Origin of the sequence: Pseudomonas tremae (genome assembly GCF_023278125.1) — a bacterium.
GTDB classification, from domain to species: Bacteria; Pseudomonadota; Gammaproteobacteria; order Pseudomonadales; family Pseudomonadaceae; genus Aquipseudomonas; species Aquipseudomonas tremae.
In genome coordinates this window covers 3560145-3582778 of the sequence record NZ_CP066270.1, presented here as the reverse complement: position 1 = coordinate 3582778, position 22634 = coordinate 3560145, and the positions used below count along the sequence as shown (strand labels likewise).

At 55.4% G+C, this 22634-nt stretch carries 24 protein-coding genes; 18 read left to right on the top strand and 6 right to left on the bottom strand.

Features of this window, described 5'->3' with window-relative positions:
• Positions 1–27: 27 nt before the first annotated feature.
• Complete coding sequence (locus I9H09_RS16175) at positions 28–1272, top strand: lipoprotein-releasing ABC transporter permease subunit (RefSeq protein WP_005887547.1); 1245 nt, start codon at positions 28–30, stop codon at positions 1270–1272.
• 148 nt (positions 1273–1420) lie between these two features.
• Positions 1421–2251 carry an NADPH-dependent 7-cyano-7-deazaguanine reductase QueF gene (gene queF / locus I9H09_RS16170; RefSeq protein ID WP_122325336.1) on the top strand — a complete coding sequence of 277 codons (831 nt, stop codon included), beginning with the start codon at positions 1421–1423 and terminating at the stop codon, positions 2249–2251.
• A 257-nt stretch (positions 2252–2508) separates the two neighbouring features.
• Here queF and I9H09_RS16165 read toward each other — a convergent pair whose 3' ends face one another.
• Both I9H09_RS16165 and pcrP read right to left on the bottom strand, forming a co-directional pair.
• Positions 2509–2778, bottom strand: a complete 270-nt coding sequence (locus I9H09_RS16165) for a DUF4404 family protein (protein ID WP_005887549.1) — start codon at positions 2776–2778, stop codon at positions 2509–2511.
• Between the two features lie 103 nt (positions 2779–2881).
• Positions 2882–3490, bottom strand: a complete 609-nt coding sequence (gene pcrP / locus I9H09_RS16160) for an HAD superfamily inactivated hydrolase PcrP (RefSeq protein ID WP_005887550.1) — start codon at positions 3488–3490, stop codon at positions 2882–2884.
• Between the two features lie 202 nt (positions 3491–3692).
• On the opposite strand from pcrP, the gene I9H09_RS16155 reads away from it, so the two are divergent.
• Complete coding sequence (locus I9H09_RS16155; RefSeq protein ID WP_005887552.1) at positions 3693–4394, top strand: MlaA family lipoprotein; 702 nt, start codon at positions 3693–3695, stop codon at positions 4392–4394.
• 88 nt (positions 4395–4482) lie between these two features.
• Here the strand turns inward: I9H09_RS16155 and I9H09_RS16150 are convergent, their stop codons facing one another.
• Positions 4483–4782 carry a PilZ domain-containing protein gene (locus I9H09_RS16150; protein WP_005887554.1) on the bottom strand — a complete coding sequence of 100 codons (300 nt, stop codon included), beginning with the start codon at positions 4780–4782 and terminating at the stop codon, positions 4483–4485.
• Between the two features lie 268 nt (positions 4783–5050).
• Between I9H09_RS16150 and rssB the strand changes: the two genes are divergently transcribed.
• Positions 5051–6235: a two-component system response regulator RssB gene (gene rssB / locus I9H09_RS16145; RefSeq protein WP_024670676.1), complete on the top strand. Its 1185-nt coding sequence runs from the start codon at positions 5051–5053 to the stop codon at positions 6233–6235.
• Positions 6232–6717: an anti-sigma factor antagonist RssC gene (gene rssC, locus I9H09_RS16140; RefSeq protein WP_005887556.1), complete on the top strand. Its 486-nt coding sequence runs from the start codon at positions 6232–6234 to the stop codon at positions 6715–6717. Before rssB ends, rssC begins: the two co-directional genes overlap by 4 nt.
• Positions 6718–6795: 78 nt before the next feature.
• On the opposite strand, the gene tal is transcribed toward rssC, so the two are convergent.
• Positions 6796–7722, bottom strand: a complete 927-nt coding sequence (tal, locus tag I9H09_RS16135; protein ID WP_005887557.1) for a transaldolase — start codon at positions 7720–7722, stop codon at positions 6796–6798.
• 282 nt (positions 7723–8004) lie between these two features.
• On the opposite strand from tal, the gene I9H09_RS16130 reads away from it, so the two are divergent.
• The 4 genes from I9H09_RS16130 (at position 8005) to I9H09_RS16115 (ending at position 11417) form a co-directional block, all read left to right on the top strand.
• Positions 8005–9255, top strand: coding sequence for a M20/M25/M40 family metallo-hydrolase (locus I9H09_RS16130; RefSeq protein ID WP_236502240.1), 1251 nt, complete (start codon positions 8005–8007; stop codon positions 9253–9255).
• A 140-nt stretch (positions 9256–9395) separates the two neighbouring features.
• Positions 9396–9836 (top strand): LexA family protein, encoded by a 441-nt coding sequence (locus I9H09_RS16125; RefSeq protein ID WP_122313084.1) that lies wholly within the window; start codon positions 9396–9398, stop codon positions 9834–9836.
• 76 nt (positions 9837–9912) lie between these two features.
• Positions 9913–10152 (top strand): hypothetical protein, encoded by a 240-nt coding sequence (locus I9H09_RS16120; protein WP_005887563.1) that lies wholly within the window; start codon positions 9913–9915, stop codon positions 10150–10152.
• A gap of 137 nt (positions 10153–10289) precedes the next feature.
• Positions 10290–11417 (top strand): sensor histidine kinase, encoded by a 1128-nt coding sequence (locus tag I9H09_RS16115; protein ID WP_122313085.1) that lies wholly within the window; start codon positions 10290–10292, stop codon positions 11415–11417.
• An 85-nt stretch (positions 11418–11502) separates the two neighbouring features.
• Here I9H09_RS16115 and I9H09_RS16110 read toward each other — a convergent pair whose 3' ends face one another.
• Positions 11503–12318 carry an isocitrate lyase/PEP mutase family protein gene (locus I9H09_RS16110; protein ID WP_054997940.1) on the bottom strand — a complete coding sequence of 272 codons (816 nt, stop codon included), beginning with the start codon at positions 12316–12318 and terminating at the stop codon, positions 11503–11505.
• A 143-nt stretch (positions 12319–12461) separates the two neighbouring features.
• Here I9H09_RS16110 and I9H09_RS16105 point away from each other — a divergent pair, with 143 nt between their 5' ends.
• The 8 genes from I9H09_RS16105 to I9H09_RS16070 all read left to right on the top strand — a co-directional run bounded on the left by I9H09_RS16105 (position 12462) and on the right by I9H09_RS16070 (position 20091).
• The gene (locus I9H09_RS16105; protein ID WP_080267882.1) at positions 12462–13571 is read left to right on the top strand and encodes an alpha/beta hydrolase; all 1110 of its coding nucleotides are present in this window, start codon (positions 12462–12464) and stop codon (positions 13569–13571) included.
• 14 nt (positions 13572–13585) lie between these two features.
• Positions 13586–14515, top strand: coding sequence for a ThiF family adenylyltransferase (locus tag I9H09_RS16100; protein ID WP_054991537.1), 930 nt, complete (start codon positions 13586–13588; stop codon positions 14513–14515).
• Between the two features lie 43 nt (positions 14516–14558).
• Positions 14559–15806: an MFS transporter gene (locus I9H09_RS16095; RefSeq protein ID WP_081021947.1), complete on the top strand. Its 1248-nt coding sequence runs from the start codon at positions 14559–14561 to the stop codon at positions 15804–15806.
• Positions 15757–16416 carry an N-acyl amino acid synthase FeeM domain-containing protein gene (locus I9H09_RS16090; protein ID WP_005887577.1) on the top strand — a complete coding sequence of 220 codons (660 nt, stop codon included), beginning with the start codon at positions 15757–15759 and terminating at the stop codon, positions 16414–16416. The genes I9H09_RS16095 and I9H09_RS16090 overlap by 50 nt, the downstream gene beginning before the upstream one ends.
• A 29-nt stretch (positions 16417–16445) precedes the next feature.
• A complete protein-coding gene (gene ectB, locus I9H09_RS16085) occupies positions 16446–17726 on the top strand; it encodes a diaminobutyrate--2-oxoglutarate transaminase (RefSeq protein WP_122313087.1) in 1281 nt (426 codons plus the stop codon).
• Positions 17726–18436: an iron-containing redox enzyme family protein gene (locus I9H09_RS16080; protein WP_122346925.1), complete on the top strand. Its 711-nt coding sequence runs from the start codon at positions 17726–17728 to the stop codon at positions 18434–18436. Before ectB ends, I9H09_RS16080 begins: the two co-directional genes overlap by 1 nt.
• 7 nt (positions 18437–18443) lie before the next feature.
• A complete protein-coding gene (locus I9H09_RS16075; RefSeq protein WP_122346934.1) occupies positions 18444–18890 on the top strand; it encodes a cupin domain-containing protein in 447 nt (148 codons plus the stop codon).
• 277 nt (positions 18891–19167) lie between these two features.
• Positions 19168–20091 carry a LysR family transcriptional regulator gene (locus I9H09_RS16070; protein WP_055002411.1) on the top strand — a complete coding sequence of 308 codons (924 nt, stop codon included), beginning with the start codon at positions 19168–19170 and terminating at the stop codon, positions 20089–20091.
• Between the two features lie 120 nt (positions 20092–20211).
• Here I9H09_RS16070 and I9H09_RS16065 read toward each other — a convergent pair whose 3' ends face one another.
• Entirely contained in the window at positions 20212–20754 is a 543-nt protein-coding gene (locus I9H09_RS16065; protein WP_055002410.1) for a GNAT family N-acetyltransferase, read from the bottom strand.
• Between the two features lie 206 nt (positions 20755–20960).
• Here I9H09_RS16065 and I9H09_RS16060 point away from each other — a divergent pair, with 206 nt between their 5' ends.
• Positions 20961–22511, top strand: coding sequence for a sensor domain-containing diguanylate cyclase (locus I9H09_RS16060; protein ID WP_055002451.1), 1551 nt, complete (start codon positions 20961–20963; stop codon positions 22509–22511).
• Positions 22512–22634: the final 123 nt, after the last annotated feature.

The following is a 22634-nucleotide window of genomic DNA, read 5'->3' as shown; positions in this document are numbered from 1 at the left end:
GACGCTATTTTCCACGGTGCTTCGCGAATGTTCAGACCGTTACCCATCTTCATCGGCATGCGCTATACCCGCGCCAAACGCCGCAAAAGCTTCATCTCGTTCATTTCGATGACCTCGATGATCGGTCTGGCACTGGGTGTGCTGGCAATGATCGTGGTGTTGTCAGTCATGAACGGTTTTCAGCGCGAAATGAGCTCCCGGATTCTGGGCATGGTGCCGCACGCTGTCATCGCCGGTAATACGCCGGTGGGTGACTGGAAGCCGCTTGCTGCCGCTGCGTTGAAAAACCCCGAGGTCACCGCCGCCGTGCCGTTTACCGACATGGAGGGCATGCTGTCCTACAAGGGTTCTATGCAGCCTATCCAGATCAGTGGCGTCGATCCCGCGCTGGAGCATGAGGTTTCGATCGTTACGCAGCACATTACCCGTGGCAGTATCGAAGACCTGAAGCCTGGCGAGTTCGGCGTGGTGCTGGGTGATCTCACCGCACGTCGCTTTCGCCTGACCATTGGCGACAAACTGACCTTGATCGTGCCTGAAGTCAGCAGCGCGCCGGGTGGCATCACACCGCGTATGCAACGCTTGACCGTGGTCGGTATCTTCAAGGTCGGCGCAGAACTTGACGGCTCCATGGGGCTTATAAACATTGCCGACGCTGCGCAGATGCAGCGCTGGCAGCCTGATCAGGTGCAAGGTGTGCGGCTGGCGCTGAAGGACCTGTACAAGGCGCCTCAAGTGTCGACTGCCATTGCGGCGGGGTTGGGTGACGGCTATCACGCCGACGACTGGACCCATACGCAGGGAAGCCTGTTCAGCGCCATGAAAATGGAAAAGACCATGATCGGCCTGTTGTTGCTGATGATCGTCGCTGTAGCAGCGTTCAACATCATTGCCACGCTGATCATGGTGGTCAATGACAAGGGCGCGGACATCGCCATTCTGCGCACCATCGGTGCCACACCCCGGCAGATCATGGCGATCTTTATGGTTCAGGGCACGGTGATAGGTATCGTCGGCACACTGATCGGTGGTGTTCTCGGTATCATTGCCGCGTTGAACGTCAGCAGTCTGGTGGGCTGGATCGAGCGGGTCAGCGGGCAACATATTTTCAGTTCCGACGTGTACTTCATCAGCAACCTGCCTTCCGAGCTGCAAGGCGGCGATGTGCTGCTGATCTGCAGCGCTGGCTTCATTCTGAGTTTTCTCGCTACGGTTTACCCGGCGTGGCGCGCTGCGCAAATCCAGCCGGCGCACGCGCTGCGCTATGAATGACGCGCTGCAAGCCATCTGACGCCCCGCTAAATGCCTCGCGGCACCGTAACCCGGTCCGCGACGGCGCACAGACAGACGCGGATTTTCGCTGAAAGCCCGCCGCAAACCCTATAAACTCGCCGCGTTAATCCACGATCCAGGTATCGCCATGCATCCCGCAGCCGAACACTCGCCTCTGGGCAAGTCCAGTGAGTACATCGCCACCTATACGCCGTCCCTGTTATTCCCGATCCCTCGTGCCGCAAAATGGGCCGAGCTGGGGCTGACGGCGCAGACGCTGCCGTACCAGGGTGTGGATTTCTGGAACTGCTACGAGCTCTCCTGGCTGCTGCCGTCTGGCAAGCCGGTGGTCGCGATTGCCGAGTTCAGCATTCCGGCTGATTCGCCGAACATCATCGAGTCGAAGTCGTTCAAGCTGTACCTCAACTCGTTGAACCAGACTGCCTTCGACAGTGTTGCAAACGTGCAAACCACTCTTGAGCAGGACCTTTCAGCTGCTGCAGGCAAGCCGGTTGGCGTACGTATTCGCAGCCTGTCCGAGATCGAGAGAGAGGGTGTTGCGGCGCTGCCGGGTGTTTGCATCGATGACCTGGACATAGCGGTCAGCAGCTATGACCGCCCGCAGCCCGAGTTGCTGCGTTGCGATGATTCCCGGATTGTCGAAGAAAACGTACACAGCCACTTGCTCAAATCCAATTGCCCGGTGACCAGCCAGCCCGATTGGGGCAGCGTGGTCGTCGAGTACCGCGGCGCAGCTCTGGATCACTCGAGCCTGCTGGCCTACATCGTCAGCTTTCGCCAGCACTCCGACTTTCATGAGCAGTGTGTAGAAAGAATCTTCCTCGACCTGCAGCGCCTGCTCAAGCCGGAAAAGCTGACGGTTTACGCACGCTACGTACGCCGCGGTGGCCTGGACATCAACCCGTATCGCAGCACTGAAGTGCTCGACGTGGACAATCGCAGGCTGGCACGGCAGTAATTTAGTAACGCTAGTGCTCAGCGTCGTAAGCAAGTCCTGAGATGCCTATGAAGTATGCCTCCGCCCGGAGGGCGTGGGAGCGAACTGCCGGGGACCGGCAGAAGAATCCGCTTCTCTGACTGCACCTGATGTACCGTACCCACCGGTTTCACCGTCGGTTCGCGGACAAGCGAAGCTTCGCTCGGTCCGCTCCTGCGTAAGCTCCGGTTTTCAGGCTTCAGAGAACTTTTATATAGCGTTTAAGCAACGCAACCCTATCAAACCCCGATGTTACCCAACGTCTGCACAATGTTTCGCAGTGTTCCGGCGATAGTCGGATGTTCCAGTTCGAACCGCTCGACCGCAAGGTTCACGCCATCTGCCAGGCTGCTGTCCTGTTCATGGGTTGCCTGTTCGAGCTGAATTTTAGTTTCAATTTGTTGCATGAGGTCATGCAGGTTTTCCCGCTCGGCTTCTGAAAGCGGCGGGTTATGTTCAAGCTGCTCGCGCAGGGTATTGAGTTGTTCTTGAAGTTCGCGGGCGGGCATGACGTGCTCCTTGATTGATAAGTCTGTCTCATGGACTTCGCCGAAAGGCTAAAGGTCCACCATGACGCAAGACTAATCCAGTAAGCACGCCTCTGCATGTGTATCAGGGTTTTTCGCCCTTGCTGCGTCGCAACGCGATGTCCGCCAGACAGGATTCCAGTTCGCCCAGATGGTCAATCACAGAATGCACACCCAGCGCGTAAAGCTTGAGTGTGGCCCTGGCTCGTCGCTGTTCGCGCTCGGCATCACTGAGGGCTTGCCATTGCGTTGGAGAAAGCCCGCACAGGGGGCCGCATGAGGCCAGACCGATGGTCCACAACCCGGCGTTCAGGCCGGACTGCAACAGGCGCGGATCGCCGCTGATCAATACGCAGCCCTCAAGATGACTGACGTTCAACGCCATCAGAGCCATCCAGCAGGCGTCGGGGGCAGGCCAGGCGGCGCTTGGCCGCGGCGCAGGGATGACCCATTCATTCACCGGGGCGGCAAGCGTTTCGCTCAGCGCATCGGGAAGTTCATCAATCCAGGCGCACGGCATGCCTTTGGCACGCAACGCTTTGAGGGCCTGCTCGGCACCTGGTGTGAGTTGCGCGTGTTCGCGGTCGAGTTTGCGGGCATCGCCTGCCTGTGCGCCAAAGTCCACCAGGCAGCCGCTGAGGCCGAAGAGCAGGGCGGGGAAAGTTGGCAGAGGGGTGAGCACAGGCGCGAGCATGAGGATGTCTCTGAAATAACCAGAGACGCTACCGGTCTTGTGTGACACTTCAATGAACGTGCGATGACGAGGTTTATCCGCCTCCCTTTGCTGACAGATATGCCTTATTCGCGACAGAAGGCTTTATACTCACCTTCTTACTTAGCGTGTGGGGCGTAGCACCCGCGTCATTATTTCGATATCTCGATCAGGAGTGTCAGCTATGCCCGTGACCGGTGCAGGCTTTATCAAACGTTTGATGCAAATGTCCCTCTGCGCTGGCATTGCGCTTGTTCCAGTGGCCGTACAGGCTGCCGAGGACGATCCATGGGAAGGCATCAACCGCTCCATTTTCACCTTCAACGATACCCTTGATACCTACACGCTCAAGCCACTGGCGAAAGGTTATCAATACATCGCACCGCAGTTCGTCGAAGACGGTATCCACAACTTCTTCAACAACATCGGTGATGTCGGCAACCTGGCGAACAATGTACTCCAGGCCAAGCCTGCAGCTGCCGGTGTCGACACCGCGCGCATGATCTTCAACACCACCTTCGGGCTGCTGGGCTTTATCGATGTGGGTACCCGCATGGGCCTGCAGCGCAACGATGAAGACTTCGGCCAGACACTGGGCTATTGGGGCGTACCGAGCGGGCCGTTCGTGGTCATCCCGCTGCTGGGGCCGAGCACCGTGCGTGACGCGTTCGCCAAGTACCCCGACACCTACACTTCGCCATACCGTTACATCGACCATGTGCCTACCCGTAACACGGCGCTGGGCGTCAATCTGGTCGACACGCGGGCCAGTCTGCTGTCGGCCGAACGTATGGTCAGCGGCGACCGTTACACGTTCATCCGCAATGCTTACTTGCAGAACCGCGAGTTCAAGGTCAAGGACGGCAAGGTCGAGGATGATTTTTAATCATCACGCGGCACTTGTCTGAATCAATAAAGGCGACCTTAGGTCGCCTTTATTATTTTTCGAATATGTGAACCCGTTCCGCCTGCGGTCAGCTCATCGAGATGATCGAGAGGCCCAGTTTCTGTCCGCCGCCTTCTACATCATTGACCCAGACTACTTCTGTTTCCGCCTCAAGACCCTTGAGCGCCGGATGGTCGGAGTCGATACTCACGCTGAGTCGATCGCCCACCTGAAATGAGCGGGGCGCCTGGACCTGCATGCCCGAGCTGGAAAGATCAATGCACACGGCAGGAATGACCTGGCCTGCGTGAATCAGGTTGACGTCAGCATCAACACGCATGCGGATGTAATCCCGCTTCTCCTCGTAGTCGCGATCATTTCGACTCATGTTCAGTCCTTCGTTTTAGTTGCTGATTTGTCTGTTCTTATAACTCCCGGTGATTTGTGATGTAAAGAGCGCAACGTGAAGGCCGGCGCATGCTTGAAACGCCACTCGGATGGGAGTACCGTCTGCGCCTTGAAGGGCAGCTCTGAAACACGACATGCACAATCAGTTGTGCTCGTGTTATTGCGGAGAGGCTAGAAGCGAATCCAGTAAGCGATTTCCGGTTGAACCGGGTCGCCTACGCCAACCTGATCTGGCGCCGTTTGCCCCCATGCCAAAAACCAGTGCCAAGCTGCTGATTATCGATGACGACGACGTAGTGCGCGCGAGCCTCGCAGCCTACCTGGAAGACAGCGGCTTCAGCGTTCTGCAGGCCAGCAATGGCTTGCAGGGAATTCAGACGTTCGAGCAGGAAACCCCCGATCTTGTGGTCTGCGACCTGCGCATGCCGCAAATGGGTGGCCTCGAGCTTATTCGCCAAGTCACTGCGGTCGCTCCGCAGACGCCTGTTATTGTGGTGTCCGGCGCGGGCGTGATGAGCGATGCGGTCGAGGCCTTGCGCCTTGGCGCTGCCGACTATCTGATCAAGCCCCTCGAAGACCTTGCCGTCCTCGAGCATTCCGTACGTCGTGCGCTTGATCGGGCGCGCCTGCTGACCGAAAATCAGGTTTATCGCGAAAAACTGGAAAAAGCCAATCGCGAACTTGAAGCCAGCCTTCACCTGTTGCAGGAAGATCAGGACGCCGGTCGGCAAGTTCAGATGAACATGCTGCCTATCACGCCGTGGTCGATTGACGCATTCAAGTTCGCGCACCAGATCATTCCTTCGTTGTACCTGTCTGGCGACTTCGTCGATTACTTCCGCGTCGACGAGCGGCGCGTTGCTTTCTATCTGGCGGATGTTTCGGGACATGGCGCTTCATCAGCCTTCATTACCGTGCTGCTGAAGTTCATGACCACGCGCCTGTTGTTCGAGTCCAAGCGCGGCGGGACTTTGCCGGAGTTCAAACCGTCGGATGTGCTCGGGCACATCAACCGCGGGCTGATCAGTTGCAAGCTGGGCAAGCATGTCACCATGGTCGGGGGTGTCATTGACGAGGAGTCGGGTAAACTGACTTACGCCGTCGGTGGGCATCTGCCGCTTCCTGTGTTGTATTCCGAAGGGCAGGCGCATTATCTGGAAGGCCGTGGCTTGCCAGTAGGCCTGTTCAACGAAGCGACCTATCAGGATCACGAGATCGACCTGCCGGCGTCCTTCAGTCTGACCATGCTGTCTGATGGCATACTGGACTTGCTACCCGGTGATACACTCAAGGAGAAAGAAGCTGTGCTCCCCGAATTGGTGAAGACAGCTGGCGGCAGCCTGGATGGCTTGCAGCGGGTTTTTGAATTGGCAACGCTAGGGGAGATGCCGGATGATATCGCCTTGTTAGTGTTAAGCAGGAATCTTGAATGAGTACCGGTAGAATCCAGTTCGCCGAGCAGGAAGGCACCTTCGTTCTCAAGTTCGTGGGTGAAGTACGGTTGACGCTGTGTTCGGCCCTGGATGCGACGATAGAGCGCATCTTCACTGCGTTGAATTTCTCGACGGTGGTGATCGATCTGACCGAGACTCGCAGCATTGACAGCACCACCTTGGGGTTGCTGGCCAAACTGTCGATCCTGTCACGGCAAAAGGTGGGCTTGTTGCCGACCCTGGTCACTACCCACGAAGACATCACGCGTCTGCTGCAATCGATGGGCTTCGATCAGGTCTTCAATATCGTCGACCGGCCCTTGCCGCGGCCTGAGTGCCTGACTGACCTGCCATCGCAGGACCAATGCGAAGAGGTGGTCAAGGCCAAGGTGCTTGAAGCGCACAAGATCCTCATGGGCCTCAATGACTCGAATCGCGAAGCGTTCCACGACCTGGTCAATGCACTTGAAGGGCAGCGCTAGGCGAGCCTTTCTCATAACGTACCGAATCGCAGACAGCAAAAAGGGCGACACCCGCGAGGGTGCCGCCCTTTAACGTTTTCAGAGCTTGGCGGACAGCAGCGCTTCCAGCTTTTCCTGGTCGCGAGCGAACTGACGAATACCTTCAGCCAGTTTTTCAGTGGCCATGGCATCTTCGTTCGAGGCCCAGCGGAACTGACTTTCGGTCAGGCTCTGACGCGCCTCGCCTGCATTGCCAGGAGCAAGTTTGCGCTCCAGCGTGCCGGTATCCTCGGCCAGCTTGTTGAGCAACTCGGTGCTGATGGTCAGGCGGTCACAACCAGCCAGTTGTTCGATCTGGTTCAGGTTGCGGAAGCTTGCACCCATGACCACGGTTTTGAAATCGTTGGCCTTGTAGTAGTTGTAAATGCGAGTTACCGACTGTACGCCTGGATCTTCTGCGCCGGTGTAGTCGGTGCCTTCCGCTTTCTTGTACCAGTCGTAGATGCGGCCCACGAACGGCGAAATCAGGAATACGCCGGCTTCGGCACATGCAACGGCTTGCGCGAAGGAGAACAGCAGGGTCAGGTTGGTCTGAATGCCTTGCTTCTCGAGATGTTCGGCGGCGCGGATGCCTTCCCACGTGGCAGCAAGTTTGACCAGCACGCGATCGCGGCTGATGCCTGCCTTGTCGTAAAGATCCATCAGACGCTCGCTGCGGTGGATCAGCGCGTCCTTGTCAAAAGACAGTCGAGCGTCCACCTCGGTGGATACGCGACCGGGTACGACTTTGAGAATCTCCTGGCCGATGGCAACTGCGAAGCGGTCGCAGGCCAGACCGATGTCGCCATTGCTGCCACCGAATGCCTCTTTGAGCATCGGCTTGTTGCTTTCGCTCGATGCCGCTTTAAGCAGCAGGGAGGGGTTGGTAGTAGCGTCCTGCGGCTTGAGCTTTTCGATAGCGCCAAAGTCGCCTGTATCAGCGACGACGGTGGTGAATTGCTTGAGTTGTTCCAGCTTGGAAGTCATGAGCGTGCTCTGTCCTGTGCGGTTGGATGACATTACCCGAGCGCTGCCGCCCACTCAAGGCCGCAGCGCATAACGCATGCAGATGAAGGGCTTCAAGGTCGGCATTGTCGTGAAAACCTTGTAGAGACTGTTTTTGAGCCCATCGCGGACTGCTTGTTCCCTCGGAGTGAATTTAACCGCTCAGCCTCTGCGTGCAAGGTCTCTGATCTATAACACGCTGGTGCTCGCAGCAGCGTTGGATAAAGATGTAACTTCAATCTGCATTGATCCGAGGGAACCCGCATGCAACCAGGGCGCTCATCCATCGCTGCCGCGATCGGCTTCTCACTGCTGTCTATAAGCGCTTTTGCCGAAGGCCTGTCACCTGACGAACTCTTGAAAAAAGCCCAGGCCGAACAGAAACCTTACCTTGCAACTGTCAAGGAGCTGGTAGACATCGACACCGGTACAGGCCAGGCACCGGGCCTGAAAACCGTCAGCGCCATGCTGGTCGACCGCCTCAAGGCATTGGGGGCTGAAGTCGCGACGACCCCGGCCGAGCCCTCTGCGGGTGACAACATCGTCGGTACGTTCAAGGGCAACGGTACTCGGTCCTTTTTGCTGATGGTCCACTACGACACGGTATTCGGGCCGGGCACTGCCGCCAGACGACCTTTCAATATCGACAGCGAGCGCGCCTACGGCCCCGGTGTGGCGGACGCCAAGGGCGGCGTAGCGATGATTCTGCATTCGCTGCAATTGTTGCAGGATCAAAACTTCAAGGGCTTCGGCACGCTCACTGTGTTGTTCAATCCAGATGAAGAAACCGGCTCCAGCGGATCAAAAAAAGCCATTGCCGAACTGGCTCGCCAGCACGATTACGTCTTCTCGTACGAGTCCCCTGACAAAGACGCTGTCACTGTCGCGACCAACGGCATCAACGGGCTGATTCTCGACGTCAAAGGCAAGTCTTCGCACGCAGGTTCGGCTCCTGAGGCCGGGCGCAATGCTGCCCTGGAGCTTGCACACCAGATGCTGCAGCTCAAGGACCTCGGCGATCCGGCCAAAGGCACGACGGTCAACTGGACGCTCAGCAAGGCAGGAGAGAAGCGCAACATCATTCCAGCCAGCGCCTCGGCCGAAGCGGACATGCGCTATTCGGATCTGAGCGAAAGCGACCGGGTGCTTACCGACGGTCAGCGTATCGTGAAGAACACACTGATCGATGATACCCAAGTGACACTGCGCATGGAAAAGGGCCGCCCACCATTGGCGAAAAACACAGGTTCCGAACAACTGGCCAGAACTGCGCAGACGCTTTACAAGAAAATCGGTCGCAACATCGAACCTATTGCCATGCGTTTCGGCACTGACGCAGGCTATGCCTATGTGCCTGGCAGCACCAAACCGGCGGTACTGGAAACGATGGGTGTGGTTGGCGCGGGGCTGCACGCAGACGATGAGTACATAGAGCTGTCGAGCATTGCGCCCAGGCTTTATCTGACCGTGGCAATGATCGAGCAATTGTCGCAGTCCGAAGCGGCACCGCAGTGAGCCTGCGCGAGGCACATGCAAGCCATGCGCTTCGCGCAGATGATTGCCACCGGTCGATGCTGAGGTATCCGGGATTGACCTGGCGCCGGATAACCGATTAACTGTATATGTATACAGTTAATCATAAAAGGCTTGCGTTCATGAGTGTCACCTTTCTCGGCCCGCTATCCGCGCGGAGCATAGGCCTGCCGTTCGTCTCTCTGTCATCCGTCGGTTCGCAAGCGCGTGGGGAGCGTCATGTCTCGATCGTGGAGCTCTGCGAAGTACGCGAGCCTCACGTCTATCTGGCCAGGGTTGAAGACGAGGGCATGCGAGACGCTGCCATGTGCAGCGGAGACATGCTGGTGGTTGATCGCAGCCAATACGCCGAACACGGTGATATCGTTGTCGCCTCACTCAATGCCAGGCAGATATGCCGTCGTTTGCACATGCGTGGCGAGGTGGTAATCCTGGAGTCGGAGAACAAGGACTATCCGCCGCTTCGCGTTACCGACAACGATGATCTGATCATCCTGGGTGTCGTTACCTACAGCCTTAAAAGCCTTATCGAGGAACACGCCGAGCCTTCCAGGGCTGGATGATCTGCCTATTGTCTTGCAATGCATAACGCGCCGTGATCTGCTGCCGCCCCTAAGGTTTTGACCGGGAATTGAACGCATGCAGGAACAACTTGATCAACTTCGACTATCCAAACCCGTCCAGGGGGAGATCAGCGATCTGGTAAGAGCGCTCGACGCCGCCAGTACCCGCGCCGATCTCGAAGCCGAGGCCGCGTTGCAGATCGAATACATTCACGGCTTGGAGGCGTCCAGAAAACTGCGTCCTGCCGACGCCGAGAAGCTATACATCATTTTTGACGATGCCGTTCAGGCTCGCCTTCAGGCGCTGTCCGACTAGGTTTGGTCAACAGGTTGCGGCATTGGCAACCCGAAAATTTTTTCGACAAATATGCACCCTTTCTTCATTCAGTCAGGGTGTCTGACTTAAAGCTCGAACCTGCGGCTCGCATGGTTCTTTTTCAGGTTTGATTTGCTATGCGGTTATCGGGCTTCATTCTTGAAAACATCGAACCTATTGTGCGCGAGTGGACCGATTTCGCACGCACATTGGGAACACCTGGTGAGCCATTGGACTCCAGAGAGCTCAAGGACCATGCCGAGCAGATGCTCCGGGCCATCGCTACAGACCTGCGAACTGATCAGTCGTCTCAGGAACAGGTCGAAAAATCACAAGGTCAGGTGCTGTCGGATGACCAGACTGCGGCAAAGACTCACGCCATCACCCGATTGATGTCAGGGTTTACCATCGATCAGGTGGTTTCCGAGTTTCGTGCGCTGCGAGCGAGCGTTATCAAGCAATGGATGACCCATCAGACCGCTGACCCGCAGTTGCAGATGGAGGACATGATCCGGTTCAACGAAGCAATCGATCAGGCTCTGGCTGAATCCATATCCAGTTACACGAGCGCGGTTCAGGTTTCACGCAATATTTTTCTCGGTATTCTCGGTCACGATTTGCGCACCCCTTTAAGCGCGATATTGCTCGGCGCTGACGTGTTATTGCGTACTAGCGATCTGGGCGCGCGACCTACCAAGGTCGCCTCGAGGATCTACTCGAGCGTCAAGCGGGCGAGCCAGATCGTCGGCGATCTGCTGGACTTCACCCGTTCACAGATCGGCCCCGGCATTCCGTTGAAAAAGACCAATATAGATATCCAGCCTATCTGCGCGCGGATTGTCGACGAGTCCAGTACGGTCAATCCCGAAGCGGATATTCGCCTGATCTCAAATGATCCGGTCATTGGCAATTTTGATGGTGATCGGCTGGAACAGGTCTTTTCGAACCTGATTGGCAACGCGATACAGCATGGCAGCAGCCGTGATCCTGTTGAAGTGACACTGAATGCCGCTGACGGGATCCTCCTGTTCACCGTACACAACTCGGGCAGTCCCATTCCCGAAGACGTGCTTCCGTTCATTTTCAACCCGATGGACCGCTACTCGCCCGAGAAAATGACCGATAACGGGCCCTACTCGAGCCTGGGGCTTGGTTTGTTCATTGTCGCCAGAATTGTCGATGCACATGGTGGGCGTATCGAGGTGACATCGAAAGCTGACAAAGGAACCACATTTGCGGTGTTCATCCCCCTGAATGCAGAGTGAGCCTTCGCTGTCATTGCTCCATATCCGCACCCCCATCAAAAACGGATGCCAGGTTGAGTGCGGTCGCCAGACCTGTTTTTGCTGGCTACCGCATGACATCGTCAAGCTGACTCAGGCTCAGCCCCGATTTTAGAAAATCCAGCCCATCCGGGTTTTCCAGCTGCAACAGCACAGTCGAAATCTGCCGGTAGGCGGCACGAAACAGCGAGCTGCCCAAGCTGATTCGGCGAATGCCGATTGTTCTGAGCCTGTCGATTGTCATGCCGGAAACCGGGATGACACTGAGCGGCTTGGTGAGTGAGCGGCGAATCACTTCAAGATCCTCGATTGACCTCACGCCGGGCGCGAACAGGCAATCAGCTCCAGCTTCTTCAAACGCGACCAGCCGCGCTACGACCTCATTCAGCGAATACTCGTTTGCCCCGAGCAGATAGTCTGTCCTGGCCGTGACGATAAAGTCGGCATCAAGCGCATGGACTGCCCCACTGGCAGCACGCACCCGATCGCATGCTTCTGCGATAGGGAAGTACAGCGGAGTGTTCGGGTCACTGTAGTCGGATATATCTTCAATGGACGCACCTGCGCAGCCTATGCTCAAGGCCCGCCTGAAGTGCTCCTCTACCTGCTCCAGCGTTTTTGCCAGCCCATTCTCCAAGTCTGCGGTCACAGGTATGTCCACCGCCCGCACGATACGATCAATTGCCGCAAATCGATCCTCGTTATCCATCGAGGGTGATGAGTCGCGGTAACCCTTTGCATAGGCAATTCCGGCGCTGGTGGTGCCGATACTGGCGTAGCCCATCTGCTGTATAAGCCGCGCGCTTCCCTCGCACCATGCGTTGGGCATGACGAATAACTCATTGCGCTCATGCAATGCTCTGAATGCCTGGCATGTGTTCATGGTGGCTCCCTGAAAGCACTATGTTAGTTCTCTTTACGAGGAGGAGGATTAAAAAAACGTGAAGGGTATTAAAAAAGATTGAACAGACAATAAAGGTCGCTTGTGGAATGCTTTTATTCAACTTATCGCATGGACGTCAACTGATGAAAAGGACCGCTTCCGCTGCCTTGTTTTTTGCTTCCTGTACCACCGTACTGTTAGTGTCCGCCTCCCCAATGGCTACCGACAAGGCGGTGGCTGTAAAGGAAGCGGAAGTTCATACTGTCATGCTAAAGAAAGACGCGTTGAAAGTGGCACTCTGGCGTGAATCGCCAAAAGGGGTTAACGCGCGCACTCTGAAAGAATCAAACGTTGTCCTGTTTATTCATGGCGCCACTATCTCGGGCAAACTCTCGGCCGGGTATGCCATAGAGGGTTATTCGTGGGCGCAGGATGTTGCCTATTCAGGGCGCGATGCCTGGGTCGTCGACCTGCCGGGTTATGGTCGTTCTGATGATTATCCGGAAATGCGCAAGGCCACTCCGGATGCCAGCGCTGAATCAGTGGGCAATGCCAAGAGTCTGGTGCCTGTCATTGATGCGGCCGTCGACTATGTATTGAACGTCACCGGCGCTAAAAAACTGACCCTTATCGCCACGTCCAGGGGCGCCATACCGGTAGGGTATTACCTGAGTGCGCACGGCGATAAGGTAGACAAAGTCGTGTTTAACTCTCCCATTGTCCGGCGTGACCACACAGACTCCAGTATTGTGCAGGGCGTGTTCGGTAGTGCCGAAAGACCCGACAAGAGCTTTTATGAAATCCCGGTGGCCACACGGTTGTCCATGATAGAAGACGATCGCCCACCTGGCACCGAGACGCAACTCGAACACGGGTTTGTAAACAACTGGCCCCGTGACGCTGCGTTGGAGAGAGCCCATCAAAACAACATGATCAAAGTGCCCGGAGGCTTTGCTCAGGATATCTATGACGCCTGGCAGGGTGTGTACTGGGACCCCGCGAACATCAAGGTGCCCGTTTTAATAACACGTGGAGATTACGACCACGTGCTGACCACCGCAGCAGACATTGAATGGCTGTACGCACACTTGAGCAACGCCCCCAGTAAACGCTACGTGCTGATTGATAAAGGCACCCACGCCATGCTGTTTGAAAAGAAGCGCTTCGAACTATACCGCGAAGTTCAGGTTTTTCTGGACGGTTCATCCCCCCGATTGTCACTGACCTGCAGTTTTTGTGGCGGCCGCAACTAATCAAGGATCAGACCATGTTGAAGAAAGCACGCATTGTTAAATTCCCCGGCGTTTTTATCGAGCAGGTGTACAACGAACGGGTCTCACGCAGCGGTTGTTTTCTGGGTAATACGAAACTGCAACAACTTGCCAGTCAGCGCAAACTCTCCGGTGCGGTGGTCGGCGTCGCCGGCGCGGGAGGTATTGGTGGGGCCGTGGCCCTGGGGTTGGCACGCTTAGGTGTAAGGCACATCAAAATTGCCGACCCCGACTCGTTTGAAATCAGCAACATCAACCGGCAAATGGGCGCTTCACTGGAAACCATTGGCCGCAATAAAGCGTTGGTGGTTGCCGAGTTGGTTCACCGGTTGGCAGGTGACGTGAGTGTCGACGTGTTCCCTGAGGGCATACAGAAGCACACGGCTGAAGCGTTCGTGGAGGGCTGTGATCTGGTACTGGATCAAATGGACTTCTACAGCATTGCCGAGCGCTATGCGCTGCATCGGGCGTATCGCAACTCCGCCAAGTGCAAAGGCCTGTTGGCATCCTCGGTGGTCGGTTGGGGCGCCAACGTCTACAAGTTCGACAAGGCCGGCCTGACGCTGGAAGATTTTTATAATATTCCGGAAGACGCCGATATGACGCCTGAACTGGTGGAAAAGCTGGTGATGCTTCAGGCGTCTTATCAGCCCCGGTTCCCGAGCATTCCCGACATTTTCAACTGGATGAAAGAAACAGGAAACGTCCCCATTCTTTCCGTGGCACCGACAGCCTCGCATTACCTGATTCTCTGTCGCTCAGCGCTGATGCTATGCGACCTTGAAGGCGCACCATACAGCACCGAACTTCCCCCCATGCCCAAGTATTACTGGTTTGACGGCTCTACATTCGATAACGGCATTTATGAGTTCAACGGCACGTGGGCAAATCCTAAAGAGCATCGCAAACATTTCAATGTCGATTGACCGCCGTGGCCCCGACCGGGGCCAGGCTTTTGAGGTGTGCGCCGTGAACGAAGTGCTCGATACTCAGGAACGGCACAATGTCTCCAGGTTCTTCCTGGCCTCCAGTCTCTGGTTCATCTGCGTGGGAATACACAGCGTATTCTTGCCTTGGGTGCTGATCAGCGTTGTCCATGCATCTGCCTTTCAATTTGGCGTTGCCCAGATGTGCCTGATGTTGCCGGTGCTGATTCTTGTGATCTACGGAGGTTATGTTGCTGATCGCAAGCCGTTACGCAAGTTGCTGGTCTGCGTGTACCTCGCCAGCGCCCTGACCGCACTTGTGTTCGCCGTGTGGAGTTACCAGTCTGCAATCACGTACACCAAGGTCCTGATCTATGCGTTGTCATTCGGGGTGCTGTCGGCGTTCTGCGCCCCTGCCAGAGAGTTGTACCTCAACGTACTGGGCAAGAAGCAACTGCAGAAGATCGTCACGATCAATATAGGGATTGAGTTCGGGATTCAGACTGTAGGGTTTGCCATCGGTGGTATTGCGCAGCAGGTGGGCATCAGCCTGATGTTCTTGTCGTTGTCGCTGCTGTTCGTGATGTCGTCTCTGGCCGCTTCTCGTATTTCAGTGACCACGCCGAGCAAGCGTCATTCGGGCCTGATCGCCGAGACACTTACCGCACTGCGATTTTCCATTCGGCACCCGGTCATCTTTCCGGTGTTGTTGTTGAATGGCCTGATCGGTGTTTTCTTCCTGGGCTCGTTTTTCGTCATGATGCCCCTCCATGTTTCCGGGTTACCGGGGTACAGCGCCTCTTTGTTGGCATTGTTCAATACCGTGTTCATGGGCGGGTTGATTGCCTCTGTCGTTACCCTGGTCGTTAAAGGGGGAGTCCATCACACCCTGCGCGCGCTGATCAGCTCCTGCCTGCTTGCCTCAGTTCTGCTGGCCGTCATCCCGTCAGTACTGACAGAGTGGGTTTTATTTTTACTGGTTTTTGGTTGGGGGTTTCTGGGGGGGATTGCACTTAGCATGGGCCAGACCCTGATTCAGGAAAACGCACCGGCCTCTAATAAGGCTCAAGTATTAGCGCTACTGATGTTGTTCTTCATGGGGGGCTGCCCGATAGGGTCGTTCCTGCTGGGCGCACTGCTTGAGTTTGTCGAAGCGCCGGTCGTGGGCCTCATCAGTGCAGTTGCAATGATTGTTTCAATAACGGCAGTAACCTATCTATACGCGCTATGGAATGCACACCATGAACGGATCGACACTGCCCTTTTACGACGCCACATCGACAGACTTTAAAGGCCGGGTACAACTGGCACAGTCTGATCTCGAACTCGCCAGTGTCAAGGCTGTCTGGCAAGAAGTTTACAGTGAGGAGTTAGGTTGGCTGGACCGTGATGCCACGGACCCTCGCAATGATCGCTACCACACCAGTTCGGTTTACTTGCTGGCCACTGACGACGGGGGCGAGCCAGTGGGTGTGATGCGCATGATCATCGATGGGGACCAGGGGTTGCCCATCGACAAGTTTGCCGATATTTCTGCAGTGCGAGAAAGGGCTCAGGGTGCGTTGATCGAATGCGCGCGGCTCATGGTGCCGGCCAGATACCGTGACCGGATATTCGCCGCTTACCCCTACGGCATTTTTGCCGCCTTGGTAAAAGCGGCATTGCAGTATTGCCTGAGAGAGAAAAACTACAACGTCCTCGCCAATTGTTTTCTCGACACACCCCACACACCGATCAATGCATTGGCGCACATGGGGTTCAATGACTTGAACATTCGCTTTAAGGACGAATTGCACGAGTCGTCAGAATGCACGGTCTTGCATCTGGACATCAGGGACATGCTGTCAATCTTTTACGGGCCGGAAAAAAGCCTGGGTCATTACATCATGACGCGCGCGTAACTTAATTTCCCCAGGCAAGGATTGCAGGCATGAACTCATTACTGTCTATCTACACGCGTGAGTCGGAAGTGCGTTCTTATTGTCGCGACTGTGACGTGGTGTTCGCAACGGCCGAAGGTGCAGTGATCAGGGATATCGAAGGGCGCGAGTTTATCGACTTTTTCGCCGGCGCCGGATCATTGAACTATGGCCATAACAACCCTCGTTTGAAAACAGCGTTGCTGGACTACATTCAGCAGGACGGCATCACGACAACCCTCGACTTTCACAGTGCTGCAAAGTCCCGGTTTATCGAGCAGTTCGACCGGATCATCCTCGCGCCGCGAGGTATGGACTACAAACTGCAGTTCACGGGCCCTACCGGAACCAATGCTGTCGAGGCTGCCTTGAAGCTGGCTCGAAAAATAACCGGGCGCGCCTCCGTTGCAGCATTTACCCATGCATTTCACGGCGTCACGCTGGGCTCCCTGGCAGTTACCGCCAACGCTGACAAAAGAGCCGTGGCTGGCGTGGAGCTTTCAAACGTCATCCGGCTCCCGTACGACGGTTTTCTGGGGCCTGACATCGACAGTGCGGCGATCATTGAAACGCTATTCACGACAGCCGGAGCAGGTGTCGAGCCGCCCGCTGCCGTTATTCTCGAAGTTGTGCAGGGCGAGGGCGGTTTGAATTGCGCGCGGCCGCAATGGCTGCAGCGCGTCCAGCGATTGTGCAAGGCATCAGGTGCACTGCTGATCATTGACGACATCCAGGCAGGGTGTGGTCGTACCGGGACATTTTTCAGCTTTGAATCCGCCGATATCTCCCCGGATATCATCTGCCTGTCAAAGTCCATCAGCGGTTATGGTTTGCCGATGTCACTGGTACTGATAAAGCCGGAACATGACAAGTGGGCACCGGGTGAACACAACGGCACCTTTCGCGGGAACAACACCGCTTTTATAACAGCGGCGGCGGCCCTGAGCTATTGGCAAGATAATGCGTTTGAACGTTCGATAGCTGAGCGGTCCGATATTCTTCGCACTGCACTGGAAAAGTTGATTGCTCAAACACCCTCTGAAGCCGTCAGCATTGTAGGGCGGGGTTTGTTCATGGGGTTGAAGTTTGGCGATTCACGGCGCGCAAGCAAGATGTCTGCCGAGTGCTTGTTGCAAGGTCTGCTTGTAGAGACCTGTGGTCCGTCAAACGAAGTCCTCAAACTGATGCCGCCGCTGACCATTGATCTGCCGACGCTAGAACGTGGGTTGGACAGGCTGAAGCGCGCGTACCTGTCTACCCTGCACAATCAAACATCGCGAGGGATTGCCTGATGAATTCAGTTGTTGAACATACCCGTGTATTGACTGCCCGCCCGTTGGGCAATGACTTCATATTGCAGGAACTCGCACAATTAAAAGATGAAATGATCCAGCAGATTTCCGGTCATCCCTTTCTGGTTCAGTACCGTGCGGCGACCATGCCTATAGCGCGGCTGAAAGACTTTCTGGTCCAGCAGGGAAAATACAGCCGTCATTTCACCCGGTATATCTGCCAACTGATGAGCCATCTGGAAAGGGATGAAGATATTCTCGCGGTGTTCGAAAATCTTTTCGAGGAACTGGGGTTTGGTGAAGTCGCCGAACCGACACATTCGGCTCTCTATCGAGACATGCTGCGCTCCTTCGACCTGACACTTGAAGCACACGCCACCCTCCCTTCGACCCAGCACCTCATCGACACCATGATGAGCTTTTGCAAGCAACCCGATGGGGTATATGGTCTCTCGGCACTTTGTCTGGGGGCTGAGGCGATTGTTCCTCATTTGTACAGCGACATTCTCAACGGCTTCATCGGTCAGGGCGTCGCGGTAGATAAACTGAGGTTCTTCTCATTACACATTGACTGTGACGACGGTCACGCTGACACCCTGTTGGCGATTCTTTCGCGTCTTGTGGTTGAAAAACCATCTCGTTTTGAAGTAGTCCGGCACGCGGCCTTCATGATGATCAAAGCGCGACTTGAATTTCTGGATAACCTTTGAGGTGAGCATGAACAACCACTCATTTTCTTCGCGTGATTTTGTGCATGTTCCCGCCAGCCTTGCCGCAGGAGAGGTTACCGGTACACTCCTGCACGAAAGGGTCAGAAAGCCCACGCTCGACGCATTCAGCGATGCAAGAAAACACGAAGTTCATGTCGTCGACTTACCGTTCCGATCAATCAGCATGACGTTCGGAGCGCTGCGGCCCTTGCAAGGTTCGGGGCTGCACCGGCATAACTATGAGAGCGTCATCTACATCATTTCAGGTGCGGGTTTTTCGATGGTAGGGGAGACCCTCGTTTCATGGACTGCAGGGGATGCTATTTATATTCCCGTTTGGCGTTGGCACAAGCACGTCAATACGTCAGAGGACGCAGAGGCCACGTATATCGCATGTGAAAATACGCCTCTGCTCCAGGCGCTCGGCGTGGCATTGAGGGAAGAAGCTTCCTGAACGAATGCAGCCACCGGACGAGGACCTGAATGGATCAGACTTTCCGTCCGGCAATAACCTATGCAAGTGTCATCTGAAGCAGCAAAAATCGATTCAGCGTCCGTTTTATCCATATATTTCCCCTGCGTATACGGAATACTTTGCGCACACTCGCAGAATGGCCTAACTATAGAGGGGCATATGGAAAGCCGGGGTGCAGTTGGAAAATCCCGGAGCAGGAAATCATTCGGTTGCCAATGTCATCACCCATTAGGCACCGGGTCATCAGGGAAAACGGATGCCTCGAATTTTTGATGTAGATACAAACCTTTGGCGCACGTTCAAATCGGTGAGCGAAACTCGGAGTATCACTCGGTCTGCTGACATTCTGTGCAAAACTCCGCCTGCCATCAGCATGCAAATAAAAAAGCTGGAAACGCTCATGGAGGTAAAACTGTTCGTCAGGGGCGACGACGGTTTTCGGCTGACAACGATAGGCGAAGAAGTATTGGCCGCGGCCGAAAAAATTCTTGCCATGCATGACAACCTGTTTCGCTTGAAGAACAAGAATCCTGATAGCGAATTGCGTCTGGGTATGCCGGATGATTACGCACTGTTTTTTCTGCACGGCATTGTCCAGACCCTGACTCGATCAGACCCCGATCTGAAAATAAAACTGGTCTGCAAGACGTCGTCATTATTGCTGGATGACGTCGAACACGGGCGACTGGACCTTGCTGTTGTCGCGGTGCCTGACTCCCGGGTCATGGAGCACTCCGAGCACATAAGGCATGAGGAACTCCACTGGATCGGCGATGCCAGGCTGGTTATGCCAGGGCAGCCCATACCTCTGGTGCATTTTCCGGAAGGTTGTATCTGCAGGGAAGTCTCGATGAACGCCTTGCAGCACGCCCGCATGGCGTCTGAGATACGATTCACGTCCGAGTCCAACTTTGCTGTTTTCAATGCTATCGGCGCCGGTGTGGGCATAGGCGTGGGCGAGTTGTCACTTATTCCGGGCGATACACCTATTATCAAGAGTTCGCTGCTTCCGCCGTTACCCGCAATAAAAATGTGTGTGCTCTTCAGTAACGATCGTATTGCCAGATCGGTCCTTTCCAGAATAAGCCAACGCATCGTTATCAGCATTAACGATGTCTGCGATAAAAACGTCTCTGGGCATACGCACTTAAAAAATGCCTTTGCTATCGGTGCTTGTTGATGCATCACTACCGGCGCCTGGGCGCCGAATGCACACGCGATCAACGCTAGCGCAGTCCTGACGGTTAGCTGCTCCCTGTTGACCGCGTCTGTGCGTGGAGGTCGTTGTGTGGCCCCACGCTCACGGCAGGCGATCAAGCCTGACTTGATCGGGTAAAGCCAAACCGTACCTCACCTCTGCCAGAGTCACACCACCCCTCTCGAGAGTACGCTCACTCCCTGTTTCCTCAACACATCCTGCCCTGCGATAAAAGCGGATAGCCCGCTCGTTACGGGCCAATACCCAAAGGGTCAACCGCTGATACCCTTGCTCCATCAACCACTGCAGGCCTGCCTTCCACAACGCCAGCCCGACGCCGGTTTGCCAATGCCTGGCTAAAACGTAGATGGCCATAACCTCACCAGCAGTATCCGTTGTGGCATCTTCGTCACGGCTGGCGCCGACTGATATCCAGCCGACCACCTGCTCATGCAACTCCGCAACCAGCACACAAGGCTCGCCCGATTCAATAGAGCGAGCCCAAAATGATTCACGCTGCGCCAGAGTTGTTTCCAGCGAACTCAAGTATTCAGCAGGCATGAGGTCACGATAAGCGTCTTGCCAACTGCCGACATGCACCCGCGCAATGGCATTTGCATCGGAGGGTAACGCTCTGCGAATCATCAATGTACTCTTTCTTGTAATGCTGAATGCGGCCACCACTTGCCGTGTTATAGCGCACATGCTTGATCCGTCCGGCAAGCGCAAAGCAGTCTGGCGTGGAAAGATGACAACTATCGGATTTGGCCAGCAGGACATTTGCGCTAGCCAATCCAACTGAGGTATGGAAACTGCATGGGGCGTCCGGCCGCCAATTTGATGACGACCTCATGAAGCCTCATTATCTTAACTCAAAGCGACTTTCCCCCTCGACGCTCACCAAAGCTTTGGTTGGCTTCATTGGTCTGGTCTGCCTATCGTTGATTCTGGCCACTGCCTGGCAAATGAACCAGTCCAAACTCGAGCGTGTGGCCAATGCCAAAGTTGCGGTCTCCAATATCGTTCTTGCCGCTGAACAACAGGCTCAGGACACTTTCCGCCAAGCGGATAACGTGTTGCGCGATCTCGTCGAGCGGGTGGAACACGATGGTGTGGGAAGTCAGCAGCAGAGTCGACTGACAACGCTCATGGCCAAGGACGTCGAGCATGTAGAAGGGATTCAAGGGCTCTTCATCTACGACGCCCTGGGCAACCGGGTTGCCAATTCCTTTTCCCGAAGTGCTCAGGTGAGGGACAACAGTGACCGTGACTACTTTGTGTATCACCGCGATAACGCTGACGAGTCCATCCACATAGGTTCAGTCGTTAAAAGCCGCAGCACAGGAGATATGCTTATCCCTATCAGCCGCCGTATCAATGCTGCTGACGGGACGTTTGCTGGAATAGCTTTAGCGACAGTACCCGTTGCCTATTTTGAAGCGTTCTTCAAACGTATGGGCGTAGACGATAAGGGCGTTATTTTCCTTGCGCTGAATAACGGCGACTTGCTGGCTCGTAGGCCTGTAGTGACCGCACTGATGACGACCAATGTGGCCAAGGGAGACATCTTCACTCGCTATCTGCCATACCACGATAGCGGAACCGCGGTAATCAAGTCTGTGGTGGATGGCGTGGATAGAATCTACGCCTATCGCCGGGTCACCGGGCTGCCTATCGTCGCTGCTGCGGGTGTCTCCTGCCAGCATATTTTCGCGCCCTGGTGGGCCTATGCATACAGGTCCATGGCTTTGAGCGGCATGATCATTTTTACGCTGGCTTTACTGGGTGTCCTGTTGTATCGGCAAATCCAGCAGTTGATCAGTGCGGAAGGTGAATTGAACAATACGAGGCATGAGTTGGAGATCATCGCTCAGACCGACAGTTTAACGAATCTGGCCAATCGACGTTGCTTCGACGCTAGCTTGCAAAAGGAGTGGGGAAGAGCCTCACGGAATAACTCAGTACTCGCCATCATTTTGTTGGATATTGACTGGTTCAAGCAATACAACGACCGCTACGGCCATTTGAAAGGTGACGACTGCCTGATGCAAGTGGCGGAGATCCTCGGCAGCTGCATCAACCGATCCGGCGATTTAGCAGCACGGTACGGCGGTGAAGAATTTGTGATCCTTTTAGCCGAAACAGATCTGGCGGGCGCTCTTAGCGTGGCGGAAAAAGTCAGGTCAGCCATTGAGAATGCTTTTATAGAGCATTCAGCCAGCCCGGTAGGCAATTTAACAATCAGTTCTGGTGTGGTGGCGATCAGCGCACCCGAGAAGGAAGATCACAAAGCTGCTCTTGAGGAAGCAGACCGACTTCTCTACAGCGCCAAAACCAAAGGCCGCAACCGCGTCGAGGGTCGATCAATCGCCCATGCCACAAAGCAGCAGCTCATCTGTTAGCCGGTGCTGGTGGATTCGTAAGCGATGCACTCGTCACTACTGCGTGCGTCGCAATGGGTATTTCTACTTATTATAATTTCTCATGGATGTATCGGAGCTACCGAATGATGTCCCTTCGCACCT

What these genes read in the sequence shown, in the direction of transcription:
- I9H09_RS16060 (WP_055002451.1), top strand. Translation starts at nt 20,961, where the DNA reads ATGAAGCCTCATTATCTTAACTCAAAGCGACTTTCCCCCTCGACGCTC.
- I9H09_RS16175 (WP_005887547.1), top strand. Translation starts at nt 28, where the DNA reads ATGTTCAGACCGTTACCCATCTTCATCGGCATGCGCTATACCCGCGCC.
- I9H09_RS16115 (WP_122313085.1), top strand. Translation starts at nt 10,290, where the DNA reads ATGCGGTTATCGGGCTTCATTCTTGAAAACATCGAACCTATTGTGCGC.
- I9H09_RS16070 (WP_055002411.1), top strand. Translation starts at nt 19,168, where the DNA reads ATGCCTCGAATTTTTGATGTAGATACAAACCTTTGGCGCACGTTCAAA.
- I9H09_RS16090 (WP_005887577.1), top strand. Translation starts at nt 15,757, where the DNA reads ATGAACGGATCGACACTGCCCTTTTACGACGCCACATCGACAGACTTT.
- I9H09_RS16130 (WP_236502240.1), top strand. Translation starts at nt 8,005, where the DNA reads ATGCAACCAGGGCGCTCATCCATCGCTGCCGCGATCGGCTTCTCACTG.
- tal (WP_005887557.1), bottom strand. Translation starts at nt 7,722, where the DNA reads ATGACTTCCAAGCTGGAACAACTCAAGCAATTCACCACCGTCGTCGCT.
- I9H09_RS16120 (WP_005887563.1), top strand. Translation starts at nt 9,913, where the DNA reads ATGCAGGAACAACTTGATCAACTTCGACTATCCAAACCCGTCCAGGGG.
- I9H09_RS16065 (WP_055002410.1), bottom strand. Translation starts at nt 20,754, where the DNA reads ATGATTCGCAGAGCGTTACCCTCCGATGCAAATGCCATTGCGCGGGTG.
- I9H09_RS16100 (WP_054991537.1), top strand. Translation starts at nt 13,586, where the DNA reads ATGTTGAAGAAAGCACGCATTGTTAAATTCCCCGGCGTTTTTATCGAG.
- I9H09_RS16150 (WP_005887554.1), bottom strand. Translation starts at nt 4,782, where the DNA reads ATGAGTCGAAATGATCGCGACTACGAGGAGAAGCGGGATTACATCCGC.
- ectB (WP_122313087.1), top strand. Translation starts at nt 16,446, where the DNA reads ATGAACTCATTACTGTCTATCTACACGCGTGAGTCGGAAGTGCGTTCT.
- I9H09_RS16080 (WP_122346925.1), top strand. Translation starts at nt 17,726, where the DNA reads ATGAATTCAGTTGTTGAACATACCCGTGTATTGACTGCCCGCCCGTTG.
- rssB (WP_024670676.1), top strand. Translation starts at nt 5,051, where the DNA reads ATGCCAAAAACCAGTGCCAAGCTGCTGATTATCGATGACGACGACGTA.
- rssC (WP_005887556.1), top strand. Translation starts at nt 6,232, where the DNA reads ATGAGTACCGGTAGAATCCAGTTCGCCGAGCAGGAAGGCACCTTCGTT.
- I9H09_RS16155 (WP_005887552.1), top strand. Translation starts at nt 3,693, where the DNA reads ATGCCCGTGACCGGTGCAGGCTTTATCAAACGTTTGATGCAAATGTCC.
- I9H09_RS16105 (WP_080267882.1), top strand. Translation starts at nt 12,462, where the DNA reads ATGAAAAGGACCGCTTCCGCTGCCTTGTTTTTTGCTTCCTGTACCACC.
- pcrP (WP_005887550.1), bottom strand. Translation starts at nt 3,490, where the DNA reads ATGCTCGCGCCTGTGCTCACCCCTCTGCCAACTTTCCCCGCCCTGCTC.
- I9H09_RS16165 (WP_005887549.1), bottom strand. Translation starts at nt 2,778, where the DNA reads ATGCCCGCCCGCGAACTTCAAGAACAACTCAATACCCTGCGCGAGCAG.
- I9H09_RS16075 (WP_122346934.1), top strand. Translation starts at nt 18,444, where the DNA reads ATGAACAACCACTCATTTTCTTCGCGTGATTTTGTGCATGTTCCCGCC.
- I9H09_RS16125 (WP_122313084.1), top strand. Translation starts at nt 9,396, where the DNA reads ATGAGTGTCACCTTTCTCGGCCCGCTATCCGCGCGGAGCATAGGCCTG.
- I9H09_RS16110 (WP_054997940.1), bottom strand. Translation starts at nt 12,318, where the DNA reads ATGAACACATGCCAGGCATTCAGAGCATTGCATGAGCGCAATGAGTTA.
- queF (WP_122325336.1), top strand. Translation starts at nt 1,421, where the DNA reads ATGCATCCCGCAGCCGAACACTCGCCTCTGGGCAAGTCCAGTGAGTAC.